The organism is Aeromicrobium panaciterrae (genome assembly GCF_039537165.1).
Taxonomy (GTDB): Bacteria; Actinomycetota; Actinomycetes; order Propionibacteriales; family Nocardioidaceae; genus Aeromicrobium; species Aeromicrobium panaciterrae.
Window position 1 is genome coordinate 38,899 of record NZ_BAAAZZ010000002.1, and the last position, 18,868, is coordinate 57,766.

At 67.7% G+C, this 18,868-nt stretch carries 18 protein-coding genes; 3 read left to right on the top strand and 15 right to left on the bottom strand.

The annotated features are described in order from the left end of the window. Positions 1 to 34: 34 nt before the first annotated feature. Genes gltX through ABD683_RS00645 form a run of 3 tightly spaced genes read right to left on the bottom strand, consistent with a single transcriptional unit; the run spans position 35 to position 3,184 of the window. Complete coding sequence (gltX, locus tag ABD683_RS00635) at positions 35 to 1,510, bottom strand: glutamate--tRNA ligase (RefSeq protein WP_344766395.1); 1,476 nt, start codon at positions 1,508 to 1,510, stop codon at positions 35 to 37. After that, positions 1,503 to 2,300: a fumarylacetoacetate hydrolase family protein gene (locus tag ABD683_RS00640; RefSeq protein WP_344766398.1), complete on the bottom strand. Its 798-nt coding sequence runs from the start codon at positions 2,298 to 2,300 to the stop codon at positions 1,503 to 1,505. Before ABD683_RS00640 ends, gltX begins: the two co-directional genes overlap by 8 nt. A gap of 56 nt (positions 2,301 to 2,356) precedes the next feature. Further along, positions 2,357 to 3,184 (bottom strand): NAD(P)/FAD-dependent oxidoreductase, encoded by an 828-nt coding sequence (locus ABD683_RS00645; protein ID WP_344766400.1) that lies wholly within the window; start codon positions 3,182 to 3,184, stop codon positions 2,357 to 2,359. 51 nt (positions 3,185 to 3,235) lie between these two features. Here ABD683_RS00645 and ABD683_RS00650 point away from each other — a divergent pair, with 51 nt between their 5' ends. After that, positions 3,236 to 3,655 carry a MerR family transcriptional regulator gene (locus tag ABD683_RS00650; RefSeq protein ID WP_344766402.1) on the top strand — a complete coding sequence of 140 codons (420 nt, stop codon included), beginning with the start codon at positions 3,236 to 3,238 and terminating at the stop codon, positions 3,653 to 3,655. 70 nt (positions 3,656 to 3,725) lie between these two features. Here ABD683_RS00650 and ABD683_RS00655 read toward each other — a convergent pair whose 3' ends face one another. Genes ABD683_RS00655 through ABD683_RS00665 form a run of 3 tightly spaced genes read right to left on the bottom strand, consistent with a single transcriptional unit; the run spans position 3,726 to position 6,288 of the window. Then, positions 3,726 to 4,481: an isoprenyl transferase gene (locus tag ABD683_RS00655; protein WP_344766404.1), complete on the bottom strand. Its 756-nt coding sequence runs from the start codon at positions 4,479 to 4,481 to the stop codon at positions 3,726 to 3,728. Beyond that, the gene (recO, locus tag ABD683_RS00660) at positions 4,478 to 5,206 is read right to left on the bottom strand and encodes a DNA repair protein RecO (protein ID WP_344766406.1); all 729 of its coding nucleotides are present in this window, start codon (positions 5,204 to 5,206) and stop codon (positions 4,478 to 4,480) included. Before recO ends, ABD683_RS00655 begins: the two co-directional genes overlap by 4 nt. A 47-nt stretch (positions 5,207 to 5,253) precedes the next feature. Further along, positions 5,254 to 6,288 carry an SGNH/GDSL hydrolase family protein gene (locus tag ABD683_RS00665; RefSeq protein ID WP_344766408.1) on the bottom strand — a complete coding sequence of 345 codons (1,035 nt, stop codon included), beginning with the start codon at positions 6,286 to 6,288 and terminating at the stop codon, positions 5,254 to 5,256. 86 nt (positions 6,289 to 6,374) lie between these two features. On the opposite strand from ABD683_RS00665, the gene ABD683_RS00670 reads away from it, so the two are divergent. Further along, positions 6,375 to 6,767 (top strand): DUF3052 domain-containing protein, encoded by a 393-nt coding sequence (locus ABD683_RS00670; protein WP_344766411.1) that lies wholly within the window; start codon positions 6,375 to 6,377, stop codon positions 6,765 to 6,767. On the opposite strand, the gene ABD683_RS00675 is transcribed toward ABD683_RS00670, so the two are convergent. The 8 genes from ABD683_RS00675 to ABD683_RS00710 form a co-directional block, all read right to left on the bottom strand. Further along, entirely contained in the window at positions 6,764 to 7,198 is a 435-nt protein-coding gene (locus ABD683_RS00675; RefSeq protein ID WP_344766413.1) for a VOC family protein, read from the bottom strand. The genes ABD683_RS00670 and ABD683_RS00675 overlap by 4 nt on opposite strands. 36 nt (positions 7,199 to 7,234) lie before the next feature. After that, the gene (locus ABD683_RS00680; RefSeq protein ID WP_344766416.1) at positions 7,235 to 8,032 is read right to left on the bottom strand and encodes an MBL fold metallo-hydrolase; all 798 of its coding nucleotides are present in this window, start codon (positions 8,030 to 8,032) and stop codon (positions 7,235 to 7,237) included. An 87-nt stretch (positions 8,033 to 8,119) separates the two neighbouring features. After that, a complete protein-coding gene (gene amaB, locus ABD683_RS00685; protein WP_344766418.1) occupies positions 8,120 to 9,622 on the bottom strand; it encodes an L-piperidine-6-carboxylate dehydrogenase in 1,503 nt (500 codons plus the stop codon). Between the two features lies 1 nt (position 9,623). Beyond that, entirely contained in the window at positions 9,624 to 10,703 is a 1,080-nt protein-coding gene (locus ABD683_RS00690; RefSeq protein WP_344766420.1) for a saccharopine dehydrogenase C-terminal domain-containing protein, read from the bottom strand. Positions 10,704 to 10,844: 141 nt separating this feature from the next. Further along, on the bottom strand, positions 10,845 to 12,575 hold the full coding sequence (gene leuA, locus ABD683_RS00695) for a 2-isopropylmalate synthase (RefSeq protein WP_344766422.1): 1,731 nt from the start codon (positions 12,573 to 12,575) through the stop codon (positions 10,845 to 10,847). A 130-nt stretch (positions 12,576 to 12,705) separates the two neighbouring features. Next, entirely contained in the window at positions 12,706 to 14,853 is a 2,148-nt protein-coding gene (locus tag ABD683_RS00700) for a transglutaminase TgpA family protein (RefSeq protein WP_344766424.1), read from the bottom strand. Between the two features lie 40 nt (positions 14,854 to 14,893). Continuing rightward, positions 14,894 to 16,114, bottom strand: a complete 1,221-nt coding sequence (locus ABD683_RS00705) for a DUF58 domain-containing protein (RefSeq protein WP_344766426.1) — start codon at positions 16,112 to 16,114, stop codon at positions 14,894 to 14,896. Continuing rightward, the gene (locus tag ABD683_RS00710; protein ID WP_344766427.1) at positions 16,111 to 17,049 is read right to left on the bottom strand and encodes an AAA family ATPase; all 939 of its coding nucleotides are present in this window, start codon (positions 17,047 to 17,049) and stop codon (positions 16,111 to 16,113) included. Before ABD683_RS00710 ends, ABD683_RS00705 begins: the two co-directional genes overlap by 4 nt. Positions 17,050 to 17,140: 91 nt before the next feature. On the opposite strand from ABD683_RS00710, the gene ABD683_RS00715 reads away from it, so the two are divergent. Continuing rightward, positions 17,141 to 17,866, top strand: a complete 726-nt coding sequence (locus ABD683_RS00715; RefSeq protein WP_344766429.1) for a hypothetical protein — start codon at positions 17,141 to 17,143, stop codon at positions 17,864 to 17,866. On the opposite strand, the gene ABD683_RS00720 is transcribed toward ABD683_RS00715, so the two are convergent. Beyond that, positions 17,849 to 18,868, bottom strand: a complete 1,020-nt coding sequence (locus ABD683_RS00720) for a PHP domain-containing protein (RefSeq protein ID WP_344766431.1) — start codon at positions 18,866 to 18,868, stop codon at positions 17,849 to 17,851. The two genes, ABD683_RS00715 and ABD683_RS00720, sit on opposite strands and share 18 nt — an antisense overlap.

Below are 18,868 nucleotides of genomic sequence, written 5' to 3' on the forward strand. Positions count from 1 at the left end.
TTAGCGAGCGGAGGGTGGGCTCCTCGGCGGGCGGTTAGGCGAGTGCGGCGTCCAAACGAGCCAGTGACTTCTCTTTGCCCAGCAGCTCCAGGGACTCGAACAACGGCGGGGAGATGCGGCTGCCTGTTACGGCAACACGTACGGGGCCGAATGCCAGACGCGGCTTGAGCTCGAGACCTTCGATGAGGCTCGTACGCAGGGCCTCTTCGATCGCCGACGTCGACCAGTCGGACAGGTCGGCGAGCGCTGAGCGAGCAGCTCGTACGACATCGAGACCCTTCTCGTCGAGGTTCTTGGCGGCATCCGCCTCGTCGATCGAGAAGTCATCATCGGCGATGAACAGGAAGCGCAGCATGTCGACCGCTTCGGTCAGCAGCGCCATGCGCTCGTGCACCAGTGGCGTCGCTGCGGCGAGCGTCGAGAGCTGCTCGGGGGTCGGCGGATCGGCGATCAGCCCGGCGTCCTGGAAGTACGGCACCAGCCGCTCGCGCAGGTCGTCCTCGGCGAGCAGGCGGATGTGCGATCCGTTGATTGCCTCGGCCTTCTTGATGTCGAAGCGTGCGGGGTTGGGGTTGACCCGGGTGACGTCGAACGCCTCCACCATCTCCGGGATCGTGAACACGTCACGATCATCGGCGATCGACCAGCCCAGCAGCGCCATGTAGTTGAGCAGCGCCTCAGGCAGGAAGCCCTTGGGCTTGTAGTCGAGCAGGTTGGACTCGGGGTCACGCTTCGACAGCTTGCGGTTGCCCTCGCCCATCACGAACGGCAGGTGACCGAACTCGGGCGTGAACCCGCCGCCGATGCCGATCTCGGCGAACGCCTCGTACAGCGCGATCTGGCGCGGGGTCGAGCTCAACAAATCCTCGCCGCGCAGCACGTGGGTGATGCCCATCATGGCGTCGTCGGTGGGGTTGGTCAGCGTGTAGAGCGGCTGGCCGTTGGCGCGCACGATGACGTAGTCCTGCACGTTGGCCGAGTCGAAGGTGATCTCACCGCGCACGAGGTCATTGAACGTGTAGGTCTTCTCCGGCATCTTGAACCGGATCACCGGCTCGCGGCCCTCCGCCTCGTACGCAGCCTGCTGCTCGGGCGTCAGGTCACGATGCAGGCCGTCGTAGCCGCTGGGCTTGCCGGCGGCTCGGGCGGCGTTGCGGCGTTCCTCGAGCTCCTCGGCGGTGTCGTACGCCTTGTAGGCGTGCCCGGAGTCGAGGAGCTTCTGGGCGACGTCGGCGTAGATGTCCATGCGCTCGGACTGCCTGTACGGCCCGTGGTCGCCGCCGACCTCTGGGCCCTCGTCCCAGTCGAGGCCGAGCCAGCGCATGACGTCGACGAGGAGGTGATAGGACTCTTCGTTGTCGCGCGAGGTGTCGGTGTCCTCGATGCGGAACACGAACGTGCCGCCGTTGTGGCGGGCGAAAGCCCAGCTGAACAACGCCGTACGGGCCATGCCGACGTGCGGGTTGCCCGTTGGTGAGGGACAAAAGCGGGCGACCACTGGCCTAGTCATTGGCGTTCACCACCGGATTCGTGAGTGTGCCGATGCCCTCGACGGCGACGCTGACCGAGTCACCGACGTGCATCGGGCCGACGCCGTCGGGTGTGCCCGTCAGGATCACGTCGCCGGGCAGCAGCGTCATGAAGGACGAGATGTATTCGATGATCTCGGGCACCTTGAAGAACATGTCGGACGTGTTGCCATTCTGCTTGAGCTCGTCGCCACCACCGAGGCTCTCGAGCCGGGTCGTCACGTCGACGTTGCCGGGATCGAAGTCGGTCTCGATCCAGGGCCCCAGCGGGCAGAACGTGTCGAAGCCCTTGGCGCGCGCCCACTGGCCGTCCTTGGCCTGCAGGTCACGGGCGGTGACGTCGTTCGCCACGGTGTAGCCGAAGATCACCTTGGCCGCGTCCGCCGCGGAGATGTCGCGGCAGATGCGGCCGATGACCACGGCGAGCTCGGCCTCGTAGTGCACGTCCTCGCTCTGCGAGGGGTAGAAGATCGGGTCGCCGGGGCCGATCACGCTGGTGTTGGGCTTGAGGAAGATCAGCGGCTCTGCCGGGACCTCGCCACCCATCTCGGCGGCGTGTGCGGGGTAGTTCTTGCCGACGCACACGACCTTGCTGCGCGGGATCACCGGAGCCAGCAGTCGTACGTCCGCCAGCGGGATCTTCTGGCCACTCAGGTTGAGCCCGGCGTACAACGGATCACCGTTGAGCACCGCGATCGTGGGGACCCCGTTGTCGTCTCCGATGACTCCAAAACGGGGATCGTCGTCACCCGCGAACCGTGCAATGCGCATATGCCCCATCCTATGGGTCGTGCGCTGACCGCCCGGCGGCACGCCTTGCCGCCCGCTCAGGTCTGGGCGAGCTCCATGTTGCAGACGGAGCCGGCGATGGCTCCTGCAGCAATGGCGGTCGCCACCGACGGCATGGGTCCCGGAAGAGCCGCGATGTGGGCCAGGTCGCCGGCGGCGTAGACCCCCGGCACGTTCGTACGGCCCATTGGGTCGACCTCGACGAAGCCTGACTCGTACCGGGTGACGCCGAGCTGCTCGGCGAAGGGCGCCGACTGCGTGACCTCCGTGCCGATGAACATTCCACCGACCCCGATCGTCTCGTCATCGAGCATGATGCGGAGCCCGAAGCCGGTGCGCTCGACCTCGCGTACGGTGTCCCGCTCGAGCACGATCAGCTCGCTCGCGATGTTGCCGAGCAGCGCGCCGAGGTGCTCGGCACGCTCCGTACCCAGGATCGCGACGCGCTCGCCGGCGAACTCGTGGCCGTGGCAGTAGGGGCAGTGCGCGATCTCGCGCCCCCAGGCCTCCGCGATGCCCGGGATGTCCGGGAGGGTGTCGCGCACGCCGGTGGCCAGGATGATCCTGCGCGCGGCAAGCACCTCATCACCGACGAGCACCTCGAAGGTGTCGCCGGTGCGACGTACCTCGTCGACCGTGGCCTCGCGGATCTCAGCGGTGTCGTACGCGGCGATGTCCTTGCGCGCGAGCTCGCGCAGCTCGGCGGGGTCACGGCCGTCGTGCGTGATGAGGTTCTGCATGTGCTCGACCGTGGCGTTGCGGTAGGCGCCTGAGTCGAGCAGCAGGACGTCGCGATGCATCCTGCCGAGGGTGAGGGTGGCTTGCAGTCCGGCGGGACCTCCGCCGACGACGATGGCGTCGAGCATGATTTCTCCTTCAGATTTGTGTTCGCCTCCATCGTGCGACTTAATGTCAACATGAAGTCAAATCTGCGATCCATCGGGGAGACCGCCGCCCGTTTCGGCCTCGACACACACGTCCTGCGCCACTGGGAGAGCGTCGGACTGCTCGCACCCGAACGTGACGGCGCAGATCGGAGGTTGTACGGCGACGACGACCTCGTACGCATCGCCGTCATCCTGCGCAGCAAGGCCGCCGGGATGAGCCTCGAGCAGATCGCGGTGCTGATCGACGACGATCACGGGCCGAAGCGGCACGCCGTCCTCCAGGAGCACATCGCCGACCTCGACCGGCGGATGGAGGACATGAGGCGGTCCCGAGAGATGACGGTGCACGCGTTCGAGTGCCGGGCGCACGACATCACGACCTGCCCGCATTTCCGCGCCAACATCCAGGACGTGCTCGACGGCACCCGCGACTGGTCGCTGACCAGCTAGCCCCGCGATTTGTGACCTTGAGGGCGTCATCGCCGAGATTTGACGCTCTTTAGGTCACAAATTGCGGTCGTCAGGCCGATCCGTAGCGGCGGTTGCGGGCGGCATACTCCTCGATCGCGGCCCACAGGGCGCGCCGGTCGACGTCGGGCCAGGCGATGTCGGAGAACACCATCTCGGCGTATGCCGACTGCCACAGCAGGAAGTTGCTGGTGCGCTGCTCCCCCGAGGTGCGCCAGAACAGGTCGACGTCGGCCATGTCGGGCTCGTCGAGATAACGGGCGAACGTACGCTCCGTGACCTTGTCGGGGTTGACCTTGCCTGCGGCGACATCACGGGCCAGGGCGGCAGCGGCATCGGCGATCTCGGCCCGGCCGCCGTAGTTGACGCACATCGTCAGGGTGAGGACCGTGTTGTGCTTGGTCATCTCCTCGGCGACCTCGAGCTCCTTGATGACGCTGCGCCACAGCCTCGGTCGGCGGCCCGCCCAGCGGACGCGTACGCCGAGCTCGTGCATCGAGTCGCGCCGACGCCGGATCACGTCGCGGTTGAAGCCCATCAGGAAGCGCACCTCGTCGGGCGAGCGCTTCCAGTTCTCGGTCGAGAACGCATAGGCCGACACCGCCTTGACGCCGACCTCGATCGCGCCCTCGACGACGTCGAACAGCGCCGCCTCACCCATCTCGTGGCCGGCAGTACGCGGCAGGCCCCGGGCCTTGGCCCAGCGGCCGTTGCCGTCCATCACGATCGCCACGTGCCTGGGCACCTGCTCGACGGGGATGGCGGGCGGCTGGGCACCCGACGGGTGCGGCGTGGGCTTGCTGGTCATCGATCGACGTGACTGAGTGATCGGAGACCTCGCTCGAGGTGCCACGAGAGATAGGTGCTGACGATGCCGCTGGCCTCGCGGCGGCTGCGGTCGTCAGAGGCCCCGACGGTCTCCCAGTCGCCGCTGAGCAGCCCGGCGAGCAGCGTCACGGTGAACGGGGACGGAGCGGCCGAGCCGGCGACGCGGCAGTCATCGCACAACATGCCACCAGAGGCGGCATTGAAGTTGCGGTGTGGACCCTCGGCGCTGCAGCGGGCGCAGCCGTCGAAGGTCGGTGCATAGCCGGCGATCGACAGCGCCCGCAGCTGGTAGGAGTCGAGGATCAGGCTGGGTGTCATCCGGCCCTCGGTCAGGGCGCGCAGCGCACCCGTGAGCAGCTGGAACTGCTGGATCGCGGGTTCGCCGTCCTCCTGCACGAGCCGCTCGGCGGTCTCGAGCATCGCGGTGCCGGCGGTGTAGGCGGCGTAGTCGGCGCCGAGATCCTTGGCGAACGCGTTGACCGTCTCGACCTGCGTGATGATGTCGAGCGACCGGCCCTCGGCCAGCTGCAGGTCGACGTGCATGAACGGCTCGAGGCGCCCACCGAAGCGTGAGGTGGTCTTGCGGATGCCCTTGGCGACAGCGCGTACGAGTCCCCGTTCGCGGGTCAGCAGCGTGATGATGCGGTCTGCCTCGCCGAGCTTGTGGACGCGCAGCACGATGCCAGCGTCGCGGTAGAGACTCACCCCCTCATTGTGCCGTGTGGGGACGACGAAAGCCGTACGCGGCGCGCCTAGCCAGCCGCCTGAGCCTCCGCGTACAGACGATCGAACCGGTCGATGCTGGCGCGACTGGTCAGGTCAACGCCGGCACGCCTGGCCGCCGCACGGATCTCGGGGCTGGACAGGTCCGGCACCACGAACACCTCAGGTCGGATCCTGGCGTCCTTCGTCGCGTACGTACGTTGCTGCGCGGCGAGCTTGCCGCTTGCGGCCTCTGCCCGGGTCATGACTGCCGCGTTGACCAGGACCGCCGCACCGACCAGCTTCGTGCTCACCAGCGGGGTGTAGCCGCTCGAATGGCCGAGCTTGTTGGGGTGATAGGACTCCGAGATCGGGTTGGACAGGCCATTGAGCCACTCGGTGCTGTCGCACACCGCGTGCCCGACGAACGCGCTGACAGGGTTGACGAAGGTGAAGCCCTTCGCGGTTGCTGCCGCTGAGATCTTGGTGTTGATCAGGTCGGCCGTGGCGTTCAGACGCGACTCGTCGTCGGGTGAGAACCAGGTGAGGGCATTGCAGTCCTCGCCGTTGAACAGCCGCGGATAGCCGACCGCCACGACCTTCGCGTTGGGCGCCTTGGCCTTGATGCTCGCGTAGAGCGTCGCCAGCGACCCCGGCAACGTGTTGTTGATGTAGCTCTGCGCCGTGGCGACCCTCCCGGAGCAGTTGCTGGCCCACGCCGGCTTCGCGCATTCGGTGAGGACACTGGTGAATCCGGCATCGTTGCCGCCGACCGAGATCGTCACGTAGTTCGTGCTCGTCGACAGGGCGCTCAGCTGGCTGCTCGTGACATCGGAGACCTTGGCGCCAGAGCAGGCCCGGAAGTTGAGCGCATAGCCCTTCGCCGAGGCGATCAGGGACGGGTACGCGTACACGGACCGCTGACAGCTCGTGCCGTCGCTGATGTAGGTGCGGGTGCCGACGCCGGACGAGTACGAATCGCCGAGCGCCACGTACGAAGCGGCTGCTCCGCTCGCTCCCGGTTGCCAGCCGAATGTTGGAAGGACCGCTAGGACGACAGCAGCAAGACCAAGACGACGAAACATGAACGGAACCCCCGTGATGTGACCTGTGTCACTCGGGATCAACGTAGGGGATCTACGCGTATGCGTCCACCACTACGCTGCTGGCCATGACCGAGGGCTACTCCGGCACACCGCAGCTCAAGAAGCTCGGCATCAAGCCGGGTCTACGGCTGGTGATTGAGGGACGACCGGACGACTGGGAGTTCGCCGAACCGCTTGAGGGCGTGGAGCTGGTCGAGGCGGGCCCGACGGATATCGCGCTGGTGTTCGTGAGATCTGCTTCGCAGATCGACTTCGACCGCTGGGGCCAGTGGATCTTCCCATCCGGCTCCGTATGGGTCGCGTGGCCGCGCAAGGCCGCGGGTCACGTCAGCGACGTCGACGAGAACGCGATCCGTAATGCTGCGCTCGAGCTCGGCCTGGTCGACGTCAAGGTCGCGGCGATCGACACAGACTGGTCAGGGCTGAAGATCGTCTGGCGCAAGGAGAACCGCGGCTAATCGAGGCAGAACTCGTTGCCCTCTGGGTCGTACATCACGATGATGCCTTCGTCCATCGCGTTGCCCTCCAGCCGATACCACTCGCTCGCACCAAGCGCCTTGAGACGCTCGGCCTCCACCGATAGCGCTGCCATGCGTTCGTCGCCCTTCAAACCGGGCGCGGCACGTACGTCGAGGTGCACACGGTTCTTGGCAGTCTTGCCCTCAGGCACCCGCTGGAAAAAGATCCGTGGTCCATCGCCATCGGGGTCGATCAGAGCTGAACGAGAGTTGCGTTCCTCGGGCGGAACACCCCATGCGTCGAGGGCCTCGTCCCAGGTCGTGAAGTCGCCTGGCGGAGGCTGCAGCACATAACCCAGCACCTCGGCCCAGAAGGCCGCTAGCGCCGCGGGGTCGGCGGCGTCGAACGTGATCTGAACTTCTCTGGACATGCCGCAAGTCTGGCTCACGCCACCGACAACGGCGACCTACGAGGCCGGGCCGAACTGCGCGCGGTGCCACTCATAGATTCCGGGCACCCAGTCCTGGCCGTACGTCGTGTCGGGCCCGATGCGCGGGTCGTCAGGACGCGTGCCTCCCTGGAGCGCGTCGACGTACGCACGATCCAGCTCGATCCGAGCACGTACGTCTGAGCCCACCGACCCGTGCCCCGGAACGACCCGGTCGACCTGGTCGGCGACGTCCTCGAGCATCTGCAGACCCGCACGGTAGTCGCCCAGGGGATCTGCAGCTGCCGGCGAAGGAAACGGCATCAGGATGTCGGACAGCATGTCGCCCGCGACGAGGACGCGGTCGACCAGCAATGACGCGTGGCCGCGTTCATGAGCCGAGTGCTCGATGATCTGCACCTCGGGCCCGTCCCAGGGCACCCGGTCGGCGCCGGATGGCAGTGCGGTGATGAGTCCGTACAGGTCCATGGGTACGTCGTCGGCGATCTCCGGCGGGAGGTCCTCGGCCTCCTTGGTCCTCCAGTCGGGGTCGGACATCTGCTCACGCAACGCCTCGGCGCACGCGACGGTGCCATGGCGCGGCGCATCGCCGAGCTCGTCGATCCAGAGCACGTGGTCCCAATGGGGATGCGTGGCAAACCCGGCGACCACGGTCTGGCCCAGCCCGCGGATGTCGCCCGCCAAGCACGCCATCTCGTCGCGCGTGATGCCGGGATCGACCACAAGCACCCCGTCCCGGCCCTGGATGACGACCGAGTTGTTCTGCAGCACCGGGCTCTGGTGGACCCAGATGCCGTCTGCCACCGTCGTCAGCATCAGACGAACTCGCAGCGCAGCGGCTTCGCCGCGTCACGCTCACGCTTCGCTGGCATGCCTTCGCGCTCGGCCGCGGGCGGCCTCGGCTCAGACAAACTCGACGCCTTGGGCGAGGGGCAGCTCGGTCGAGTAGTTGACCGTGTTGGTCGACCGGCGCATGTAGGAACGCCAGGCGTCAGAGCCCGACTCACGACCGCCTCCGGTCTCCTTCTCGCCGCCGAACGCCCCGCCGATCTCGGCGCCAGAGGGGCCGATGTTGACGTTGGCGATGCCACAGTCCGAGCCGACGACCGACAGGAACGTCTCGGCCTCACGCACGTTGAGCGTGAAGATCGACGACGAGAGACCCTGGGCCACGTCGTTGTGCAGCGCCAGCGCCTCGTCGAAGTCGGAGTAGGTCAGCACGTACAGCAACGGCGCGAAGGTCTCGGCCTTCACGATCTCGGTCTGCTTGGGCATGTCGATGATCGCGGGGTGCACGTAGAAGCCGCCCTCGCTCTCGGCCTGCGAACCACCCGTGACCAGCTCGCCACCGTCAGCCTGCGCCTGCGACACAGCGGCGCCGAACGCGAGAAACGCCTGCTCGTCGACGAGCGGGCCGACCAGTGTCGACGACTCCAGCGGCGAACCGATCGGGAGCGTCTCGTACGCGGCCTTGAGGCCCGCGACCAGCTCGTCCTTGATCGACTCGTGCACGATGATGCGGCGCAGCGAGGTGCACCGCTGGCCGGCGGTGCCGACGGCGGAGAACACGATGCCGCGTACGGCGAGATCGAGGTCGGCCGACGGTGCGACGATCGCGGCGTTGTTGCCGCCGAGCTCCAGCAGCGATCGACCCAGGCGCGCAGCCACGCGCGGCGCGACCTCCTTGCCCATGCGGGTCGAGCCGGTGGCGGAGACGAGCGCGACACGTGGGTCGTCGACCATGGTCTCGCCGACAGCACGGTCACCGATCAACAGTGCCGACAGGCCGTCGGGCACACCGGCGCGGCGTCCAGCCTCGGCAGCCAGCGCCTGGCAGCCGATCGCGGTGAGGATCGTCTTCTCCGACGGCTTCCACACGACCGCGTCTCCGCACACGAACGCCAGCGCCGCGTTCCAGGACCAGACGGCGACCGGGAAGTTGAACGCGGAGATGACCCCGATGACTCCCAGCGGGTGCCACTGCTCCATCATCCGGTGTCCGGGACGCTCGGTGGCGATCGTCAGACCGTGCAGCTGGCGCGAGAGGCCGACGGCCAGGTCGCAGATGTCGATCATCTCCTGGACCTCACCGAGGCCCTCCGACACGATCTTGCCGGCCTCGATCGAGACCAGGGCGCCGAGATCGTCCTTGTGCTCGCGCAGCAGCTCTCCGAGCTCGCGGACGAACTGACCGCGTACGGGAGCCGGCACCGTGCGCCACTGCTCGAACGCCGACTGGGCGCGACCGATCAGGTCGGACGTCTCGGCAGCGCTGTGCGACGTCAGGCGGCCGATCTCGCTGCCGTCGATCGGGGAGTGGCAGATCAGGTCGCCGTCGGCGGTGAACGGGTCACCGACGCCGAGGCGGCCGAGGATGTCTTTCGTACGAGTTGCGATGTCAGTCATGTCAGATCCGTCCCTGCTCGGCGAAGTGCCGGCCAGCCTTGGTCGAGTAGAGCTGCTCGAGCGTGATGTCTTCCTGCTTGATGAAACCAGAAGAGGGCAACACGCCCTCCGCGACCAGCTCGACGACGCTGACCGCCGAGGCGGCGGTGGTCCACGAGATCGCCCGCCAGATGCGCCCGGAGATGTCGAGCGGCTTGTAGCCACGTACGTAGTTCTCGCGGAACGGCTGGCCGTTCTTGCGTCCCTCGACGGCGGCGTGGATGTAGACGACGTCGTCGTTGACCGGCGGCTTCGCGTCGACCAGCATCTTGCCGACGAGCTCGCGCTGGTCACGCAGGTTGAGCTCGTCGAACAGGAAGTGCATCTGGTCGAAGTGGCCGGGATAACGCAGCGTCTTGTAGTCGAGGCGGTGCACAGTGCCCTCATACGTCGCGCACATCGTGCCGAGGCCGCCCGACGTCAGCGCCGCCTCCAGCTCGATGCCGCCGATGAACACCCGTTCCTTCTCGGTCATGGCCGGCACCATCTGCCGGTTGCCCGAGCGGAGGACCTCGCAGTCGTTGATGTATTCGTTGACCACGCCCTCCGGCGACCAGTTGATGGCGTAGCCGAGCAGGCCGGTCGGGTTCTGCGGCAGTGCGCCGACCTTGAGCTCGATCGAGCGGATCTCGTCGAACGTCGTGGCGATCGAGGCGCCGATGATGCCGATCAAGCCCGGCGCGAGCCCACACTGCGGCGCGAACGCGACGGCAGACCCCTCGGCGAGCTCGATGACGCGGTTGGTCGTCGGCACGTCCTCGGTGAGGTCGAAGTAGTGCACGCCGGAGTCGGCGGCGGCCTCGGCGACCGGCACGTTGAGGTTGTAGGGCAGGCACGAGATGATCGCGTCGACCCCGCGCAGCGCCTCGCGCAGTGCCGCGTCGTCCTTGACGTCGAGAGCGCGTACCTCAAACCCCAGGTCGTCGCGTGGCGCCGAGTCAAAGCCGATGACCTTGAAGCCCGACTCCCCCAGCATGACGGCCACCAGCTCGCCGACCTTGCCCAAACCGAATACGGCCACCTGATTGATGATGCGCGCCACGGATCCTCCTCAACCTGGTCGCGATGGGTCGCACCGCAACGTCATGATGCGCCGAACGGTGATCGGCGTCACGTCGAGCGTATCGCGTGACCGGCTCATTTACTGTACCGGCGGGTACAGTAAATGAGCCGAGTCGGCGGATCAGTCGGGAAGCGTCGTCGCGACGGCACGGTTGGCCGCCGACACCACCGCCCGCAGCGACGCCGTGACGATGTTGGCGTGGATGCCGACACCCCACACGGTCTCCCCCGCCACGTTGCACTCGACATAGGCGGCAGCGAGCGAGTCGCCTCCCGTCGAGAGCGCGTGCTCGGAGTAGTCGAGGACCTGGATGTCGGCGCCGGCCTGGCGCATGCCGTCGACGAACGCCGCGACGGGACCATTGCCCTCGCCCTTGAACGAGCGCACCTGACCACGTACGCGCAGGTCGACGACCTGTTGGTCACGACCGTCCTCGGCCGTGATCGAGCTGAAGCTCTGCAGCTCGTAGGGCTCGTCGCGGTCGAGGTACTCGCGCTGGAACGCCGCCCAGATCTCCTGCGGCTCGATCTCGCCGGCCTCACCCTCGGTGAGCTCCTGCACGACCCGGCTGAACTCGATCTGCAGACGGCGCGGCAGGTCGAGGTGGTGGTCGTTCTTGAGGATGTAGGCGACGCCGCCCTTGCCCGACTGGCTGTTGACCCGGATCACGGCCTCGTACGTGCGGCCGACGTCCTTGGGGTCGATCGGCAGGTAGGGCACGCCCCACTCGTGCTCGTCGACGTCGTGGCCGGCCTCCGCCGCGTCCTTCGCCAACGCCTCGAAGCCCTTCTTGATCGCGTCCTGGTGTGAGCCGCTGAACGCGGTGTAGACCAGGTCGCCGCCGTACGGGTGACGCTCCGGCACGGGCAGCTCGTTGCAGTACTCCACCGTGCGGCGGATGCCGTCGATGTCGCTGAAGTCGATCTGCGGGTCGATGCCCTGGCTGAACAGGTTGAGGCCCAGCGTCACCAGGCACACGTTGCCGGTGCGCTCGCCGTTGCCGAACAGGCAGCCCTCGATGCGGTCGGCTCCGGCCATGTAGCCCAGCTCGGCCGCGGCAACCCCGGTCCCGCGGTCGTTGTGCGGGTGCAGCGACAAGATGATGCTGTCGCGACGGGGCAGGTTGCGGTGCATCCACTCGATCGAGTCGGCGTAGACGTTGGGCGTCGCCATCTCGACCGTCGCGGGCAGGTTGATGATCAGCGGCCAGTCGGGGGTCGGGTCGATGACCTCGATGACGGCCGAGCAGACCTCGAGCGCGTAGTCCAGCTCGGTGCCGGTGTAGGACTCCGGCGAGTACTCGTACGAGATCTTCGTGTCAGGTGTGTGGATCTCGGCGTACTTCATGCACAGCCGCGCACCCTGTGTCGCGATGTCGGTGATGCCGTCCTTGTCGAGGCCGAACACGACACGTCGCTGCAGCGTCGAGGTCGAGTTGTAGAAGTGCACGATGGCCTGCTTGGCGCCGACCAGCGACTGGTACGTACGGTCGATCAGCTCCTCGCGACACTGCGTCAGCACCTGGATCACGACGTCGTCGGGGATGTGGTCGCCCTCGATCAGCTGGCGTACGAAGTCGAAATCGGTCTGGCTGGCGCTCGGGAAGCCGACTTCGATCTCCTTGTAGCCCATCTCGACGAGCAGCTTGAACATCGCCAGCTTGCGCGGCGGGGTCATCGGGTCGATCAGGGCCTGGTTGCCGTCGCGGAGGTCGACAGCGCACCAGCGGGGCGCCTCCGTGATCACGGTGGAGGGCCAGGTGCGGTCGTCGAGCGCGATCGGCACGAACGGTGTGTAGCGGCCGTAGGGCATGCCACTGGGTTGCTGCGGGGTGTTGGCGTAGGTCGTCATCGGAGATCCTCGTGAAGTTTGTCGGGGGCTGTCAGGCGGCCGGTACGTGACAAACTCCGCGCCGAGGGGTCCGACCTAGAGGACCTCGACGCGGCAACGAAGGAGCAGGCTCTTCATCCGCATGATGGATTCAGGCTAGCACCTCAGGTCGGAGCACCACATAGGCTCTCCGGCCCGCGAGCGAACGAGGCAGCGCTGCGGCCCTCAGGCGCTCCCCCCGCGAGGCCGAGGCCGCAAGCGAGTGGAGGACGGACCGCAGGTCCGCGACATCGGTGCTGTGCTCGCCGGTGCGCGAGAACCGGGCCGCCTCGACCTGCCGGAGCAACCGGTCGAGCGCCTCGACGTCGACGCCCTGGCGCGCCCGCAACCGGGCGGCGAAACCACGCGGGGTGTCGCCGCGCGAGGTCGGGACTCCGTAGTCCTGCGCGGTGTCCTCCAGCTCGCGCCACAACGCGTCCGGGGCCGAGCCGCGCATGCGCCACATGCGGCGAAGGCGGCGCAGCAGCAGGGGCGCGAGTCCGAGGAACAGCAGGCCGGAGCCCGTGGCGATCAACGTGCGGGTCGTCGTGGTGTCCTCGGGTGCCGTCGTCGGGGTGCCGGCCGATCCGAACTCCTGGCCGTCGAGACCGCCCGGACGCTGGGTCGCGTCGCTCTCGTTGCCCGTCGACTCGGTGGGGGTGCCGTTGGCCTCGGCGAACGCGGTGGCGGAACCCACGCCGGGAGTCGGCTCGAAACCGACCCAGCCGGCGCCCTCGAAGTAGAGCTCGGTCCAGGCGTGCAGGTCGTCCGACGTGTTGCCGTAGACGTTCCGGCCGCCACGGGTGTCGACGACGTCGCCGGGGGCGTAGCCGACCGCGATGCGCGACGGGATGCCGAGCGTACGGGCCATCACCGCCATGGCGGACGAGAAGTGCACGCAGTAGCCCTGCTTCTTGTCGAGGAACTGGGCGATGACGTCGACACCATTGCCGTCATAGCCGTCGGCAACCGGTGCGGTCTCGGAGTAGCGGAAGCTGCCGTTGCGGAGGAAGTTCTGCAGCGACATCGCCTTGTCGTAGTCGGTCGAGTCGTCTTTGGTGACGTCGAGGGCCGTGTCGGCGATGACGTCGGGCATCTTGTCCGGAAGGACCAGGTAGGACTCCAGTGACGGCCGGAACTTGCTCGAGAACTCCCGCATCTGGTCGGCAGTTGGTGCGATCTTGATGCTGTCGACGGTGTAGGTCTGGCCGCGGGTGTCGTCGCGCGCGGAACGGATCGTCAGCCCCATCCGCTGGATCTGCCACGGACCCTTGAGGCCGGAGATGCCCAGCGCGGGATAGGGCGCCGGGACCAGCGAGCTGCGGAGGTTCTTGATCGTGATTCGCGTGCTCGTCTCGGTGGTCTTGACGTCGGGGTCGAGGCCGATCTGCCCCTCGAAACGGTCATTGGCGATCGACTCGCCCGGCTTCCACGTCTTGCCGGAGAAGTCGCGCAGCGTCGAGACCTTGAGGTAGGACGCGGACCCTGAGTTGGTCGTGTAGGTGAGCGCCAACGACGTGCTGTTGCGGCGGAGATTCTGCCCAAGCTCGAGCATCGGGTTGATGCCGCGGCCGAACACCGGGGTGGGCGCCTTGCCCCACGACGCGGCGACGGCGCGGATGTCGGGTAGCACCGGCGGCAGCAACGCACTCACGACCAGCGCGAGCGTGGCGACGATGAGAGCCGGCGAAAGACTCCTCCAGCCAGGGCCGGTGCGCTGACGGGTGCGCGTACGGAGGAAGACGAGCCACAACGCCGCGACGGCCAGGAAGATCCACAGAGCCGGGGTGTCGCCGGCCGTGAGCGCCGGAGCCACGAAGATCGCCGTGAACATCACGCCGATCGTCTGGGCGGCGCGCGCATGCTCGAGCAGCCAGTCTCCAAGGATCGCCAGCAAGCCGAACGATGCGGCGATCACCAGGATGACCGGCTCGGCGGCGGCCACCGGGGCACGCTCCTCGACCATGATGGTCTGGGCTCGCCCCAGCATCCGCCCCAGCTCGACGAGCGTGTCAGGCGTGGGGATGAAGCCGATCACGGTCGACGGGACGAAGATCCACGCGAGTGCCAGCAGCTCGACCAGGATCGCGACCGGCGCGACGCGGCGCACCCCGACCGACCGGAGCACGGCACACGTCGCGCCCGTGAGGGTGGCGACCAGGAGGGCCGAGACGTACCACTCACGTCCTTCGATGACAGTCGTGAATCCCCAGAGCAGCACCGCGAGCGCAACGGCGAGCAGGACATGATCTGTCCACACCGCACGGACCGTACGGCGGGCCGTCGTCCTGGCAGCGGGCCTAAGCACGCGCCCTCGCAGCGTCGAACAGCATCCACATGGCGGCCAGGTCGTCGTTGGGACGGTATGTGACGACCTTCCACCTGGCGCCGTCGAGCACGTCGAGCGCGGCCGCGGACGTGCCGGACGCCACGAACGCGTGCACGTCGCGGGCTCCGCCCACCGCGTGGATCCAGTGCTCGGCGCGCGGGATGTCGAGTCGTCCGAGGATCGCGAAGGCGGCCCGCTCCGGCGCCATGTACCTGTTGTGCTCCGTCTCGTCGGGCTCGAGCACCGCCAGGTCGACCATGGCGTCCTCGACGGAGTCCTGGCCGTCGGAGATCTCACGATCGATCGCCGGGCTGCTGGTCTGGAACGACACGACATAACCGTTGCGGGCGAGGTGGTGGACGATCGACGCCGCCGCGACGATGCCCCACTCGAACGTCGGCGAGTGCTCCCACACGCCCTTGCCGTCGCGCGCGGTGCCCTGCGAGCGCGGCTCGCAGTCGAGGAAGACGCCGGCTCGCGGGTTGATCTGCTGCTCCTCCTGGCGAACCATCAGCTGACCGCGGTGGGCCGTGGCCTTCCAGTGGAGACGCTTCATGGCGTCCCCGGGGAGGTAGGCGCGGGCGATGACGTCGTCGTCTCCGACGCCGACGTGCTGCGGAGCGGGCCGGGTCGCCCCGTCGTCACTCTCGCCACGCGGCGCCAGGGCCAACAGGTCGATGCGCCTGGGCAGCACGATCAACGGCTCCTCAGCGCCGAACGAGTGCTTGCGGTAGACGAGGCCGAACGGGTCGAGCACCTGCACCTTCAGCGGCCCGATCGGGTGACGCCCGCGTCGCAGACCCTGCAGGGCGTACGAGAACGAGACCCGCGAGTCGGACTGGCGACTTCCGCCCAGCGCCGGGAGCGTGCCCGAAGCGTCACCCGAGATGCCCGACGGCAGCACATCGGCCCATTGCGCCTCGAGGCACGGGATCATCGAGAGGTTGGTGACGCGTACGGTCGCCTTCGCCGTGAGACCCGGGCCGACGACCTGCGGCGAGAACGACCGCTCGATGCGGACGTTGGAGTGGCCGCCGAACACGAAGATGGTCGAGAACACCACGAGCCCGACCAGCAGCACCGTGACGTACAGCAGCGCGGGCAGCGACAGGATCGGTGCGGCGACGAAGCAGACCACTGCGGCAACCAGGAAGCCGATGCCGCGACTCGTGAGGACGACCGATCTGTTCACGTCGGCTGGACAGCCCCAGCCGGCACCGGCGTCTCGGCCACGATGCGTTCCATGACATCGGCCGCACTGGCCACTCCGCGCATCGGGATCAGGCGGTGCGGCAGCACGACCGGGATCAGCACGTCGATGTCATCGGGGAGGACGAAGTCACGCCCCTGCACCGCGGCGCGGGCCTTGGCGGCGCGGACGAGCTGCAGCGTGGCACGGGGACTGGCGCCCAGACGCAGCTCGGCGTCATCGCGCGTCGCCTGGGCGATGTCGACGGCGTACTGCTCCACTGCGGGCGACACGTAGATCGCACGCGCGGCGGCGATCATGCTCTGCACGTCCTCGATCGACGCCACCGAGTCGAGCAGGTCGAACGGGTTGGCGGTGTCGCGACCCTGCACCATCTCGAGCTCGGCGGCCGGCGACGGGTAGCCCATCGAGATGCGAGCCATGAAACGGTCACGCTGCGCCTCGGGGAGCGCATAGGTGCCCTCCATCTCGAAGGGGTTCTGCGTCGCGACGACCGTGAACGGGCTGCCCAGCTCGTACGTCGTGCCGTCGACCGTGACCTGGCGCTCCTCCATGGCCTCGAGCAGCGCCGACTGCGTCTTGGGCGAGGCGCGGTTGATCTCGTCGCCGATCACGATGTTGGCGAACACCGCGCCGGGCTTGAACTCGAACTCGCGATCGGCCTGGTTGTAGACCGAGACACCCGTGATGTCGGAGGGCAACAGGTCGGGCGTGAACTGGATGCGGCGCACCGAGCAGCTCACCGACCGGGCGAGCGCTTTGGCGAGCACGGTCTTGCCGACTCCGGGGACGTCCTCGATCAGCAGGTGGCCTTCGGCGAGGAACACGACGAGCGCGGCTTCGGCCGCTTCTGGTTTGCCATCGATGACCTTCTCGATGTTGGCGAGAATGGCTCGAGAGGCTGTCTCAAACTCCATACGTGATGGTAGTCACACCGGGTCAAACCCGCACCAAACGCACGGCGAATTATCAGGCTGACGTCAGGCTGCCTGGGAGATAATCGATGGCATGCAGATCCCCGATGCCCTGCCGACCCTGTCGGCCGGATCCCACGACGCCCAGCACGGCGAGGCCTGCGTCATGGAGTACGTCTCCCTGCTCGCCGGCGAGGAATGGAGCGACCGCCCCGAGTGCACGCATCCGCTGCTGGCCCACGAGGCGCGTACCGCCAACGACCTGTTGCGTGAGAGCGACCGTGCGCGGCTGGTGCCCCTGATCGGGCGGCTCTTCGGCACCGCCGACGACTCCCCCGAGATCCGCGCCCGGCTCCGTATCGCGCAAGCCCGCCAGCTCATCTCGCTGCTGGAGCCGGCTTCGCGCGCCCAGGCGCTGGCCGCTGTCGAGCGCGCCGAGTCGTGGATCGGTCGCACCGGCGACGAGAACGACGTGCGCCAGGCGTTCGCGGAGGCCATGGCGTTCCCGCTGTCCTCCGGTGACCTCGATCCCGATCACGTCGACTTCCACGTCGGCGCAGCCCGCATGTTCCCGTTCGCGCTGTCGCCCGAGCTCGAGGCCGCAGAGGCGTACGCACTCACGGCCTTGGTGATCGCGCACCGCATCGCGGGGTCGGGCGAGTGCCGAGCCGACTGCGGCAACGGTCCAGCCCGGGCTCGCCGCATGGTCAAGGACCTGGGTGGCCTGATCGACGTCTACGACGAGGTCACGGGTCGTACGGCGAGCGAGATCACGATCGATGACGTGCGCGAGCTCGCAGCATCAGCGCTTGGCGTGTGACCAGTCGAGGAGCTTGTCGACCGGCCAGGTCGTGACGATGCGATCGGCCGGTACGTCGTTGGCGTCGGCGCGCTCGGCCCCGTAGTCGAGGAAGTCGAGCTGCCCCGGTGCATGGGCGTCGGTGTTGATCGCGAACAGGCAGCCCGCGTCGAGCGCCATGGCGATCAGCTTGTCGGGAGGGTCCTGGCGTTCGGGCCGCGAGTTGATCTCGACCGCGACGTCGTTGGCGGCACAGGCGGCGAACACCTTCTTGGCATCGAACCTCGACTGGTCGCGCTTGCCCCGCGAGCCCTGGACGAGGCGCCCGGTGCAGTGGCCCAGCACGTTGGTGTGCGGATTCTTGACCGCGTTGACCATCCGCCGCGTCATGCCGATCGAGTCCATCTTGAGCTTGGAGTGCACGCTGGCCACCACGACGTCCAGCCTGTCGAGCATGCGGTCCGTCTGGTCGAGGCTGCCGTCGTCCAGGATGTCGACCTCGATGCCGCTGAGGAGGCGGAAGTCGTCGTACGACGCGTCGACCTTCGCGACGACCTTGAGCTGCTCGGCGAGGCGTTCGGCAGTGAGACCGTTGGCGACGGTCAGCCGCGGTGAGTGATCCGTCAGGACTTGGTACTCGCGGCCGCGCCAGTGCGCAGCACGCGCCATCTCCTCGATGGGTGATCCGCCGTCGGACCAGTCGGAGTGGCTGTGCAGGTCACCGCGGAGCTTGGCCCGCAGCGCCGTTCCACCCTGGGCGAGCGGCTCGGTCGAGCGCGATCGCAGGTCGGCGAGGTAGTCGGGCACATCGCCCTCGACGGCCTGCCTGATCACGGCGAAGGTACGGTCGCCGATGCCCTTCGTACGTTTGAGGGCGCCGCTCTCGAGCCGCCTCTCCAGCTCCTCGGCCGAGAGGCCGTCGATGATCCCTGCCGCCTTGCGGAACGCCTCGACCTTGTAGCTCACGGCACGCTCACGCTCGAGCCAGAACCCGATCTCCTTGAGGGCCTCCGCCGCGTCCAT

Excerpts from the sequence above, each read along its gene's own strand:
- ABD683_RS00675 (WP_344766413.1), bottom strand. The coding sequence starts at position 7,198 with ATGTCCAGAGAAGTTCAGATCACGTTCGACGCCGCCGACCCCGCGGCG.
- ABD683_RS00680 (WP_344766416.1), bottom strand. The coding sequence starts at position 8,032 with ATGCTGACGACGGTGGCAGACGGCATCTGGGTCCACCAGAGCCCGGTG.
- ABD683_RS00670 (WP_344766411.1), top strand. The coding sequence starts at position 6,375 with ATGACCGAGGGCTACTCCGGCACACCGCAGCTCAAGAAGCTCGGCATC.
- ABD683_RS00645 (WP_344766400.1), bottom strand. The coding sequence starts at position 3,184 with ATGCTCGACGCCATCGTCGTCGGCGGAGGTCCCGCCGGACTGCAAGCC.
- ABD683_RS00650 (WP_344766402.1), top strand. The coding sequence starts at position 3,236 with ATGAAGTCAAATCTGCGATCCATCGGGGAGACCGCCGCCCGTTTCGGC.
- ABD683_RS00655 (WP_344766404.1), bottom strand. The coding sequence starts at position 4,481 with ATGACCAGCAAGCCCACGCCGCACCCGTCGGGTGCCCAGCCGCCCGCC.
- ABD683_RS00715 (WP_344766429.1), top strand. The coding sequence starts at position 17,141 with ATGCAGATCCCCGATGCCCTGCCGACCCTGTCGGCCGGATCCCACGAC.
- ABD683_RS00720 (WP_344766431.1), bottom strand. The coding sequence starts at position 18,868 with ATGGACGCGGCGGAGGCCCTCAAGGAGATCGGGTTCTGGCTCGAGCGT.
- ABD683_RS00640 (WP_344766398.1), bottom strand. The coding sequence starts at position 2,300 with ATGCGCATTGCACGGTTCGCGGGTGACGACGATCCCCGTTTTGGAGTC.
- ABD683_RS00710 (WP_344766427.1), bottom strand. The coding sequence starts at position 17,049 with ATGGAGTTTGAGACAGCCTCTCGAGCCATTCTCGCCAACATCGAGAAG.
- leuA (WP_344766422.1), bottom strand. The coding sequence starts at position 12,575 with ATGACGACCTACGCCAACACCCCGCAGCAACCCAGTGGCATGCCCTAC.
- amaB (WP_344766418.1), bottom strand. The coding sequence starts at position 9,622 with ATGACTGACATCGCAACTCGTACGAAAGACATCCTCGGCCGCCTCGGC.
- ABD683_RS00665 (WP_344766408.1), bottom strand. The coding sequence starts at position 6,288 with ATGTTTCGTCGTCTTGGTCTTGCTGCTGTCGTCCTAGCGGTCCTTCCA.
- gltX (WP_344766395.1), bottom strand. The coding sequence starts at position 1,510 with ATGACTAGGCCAGTGGTCGCCCGCTTTTGTCCCTCACCAACGGGCAAC.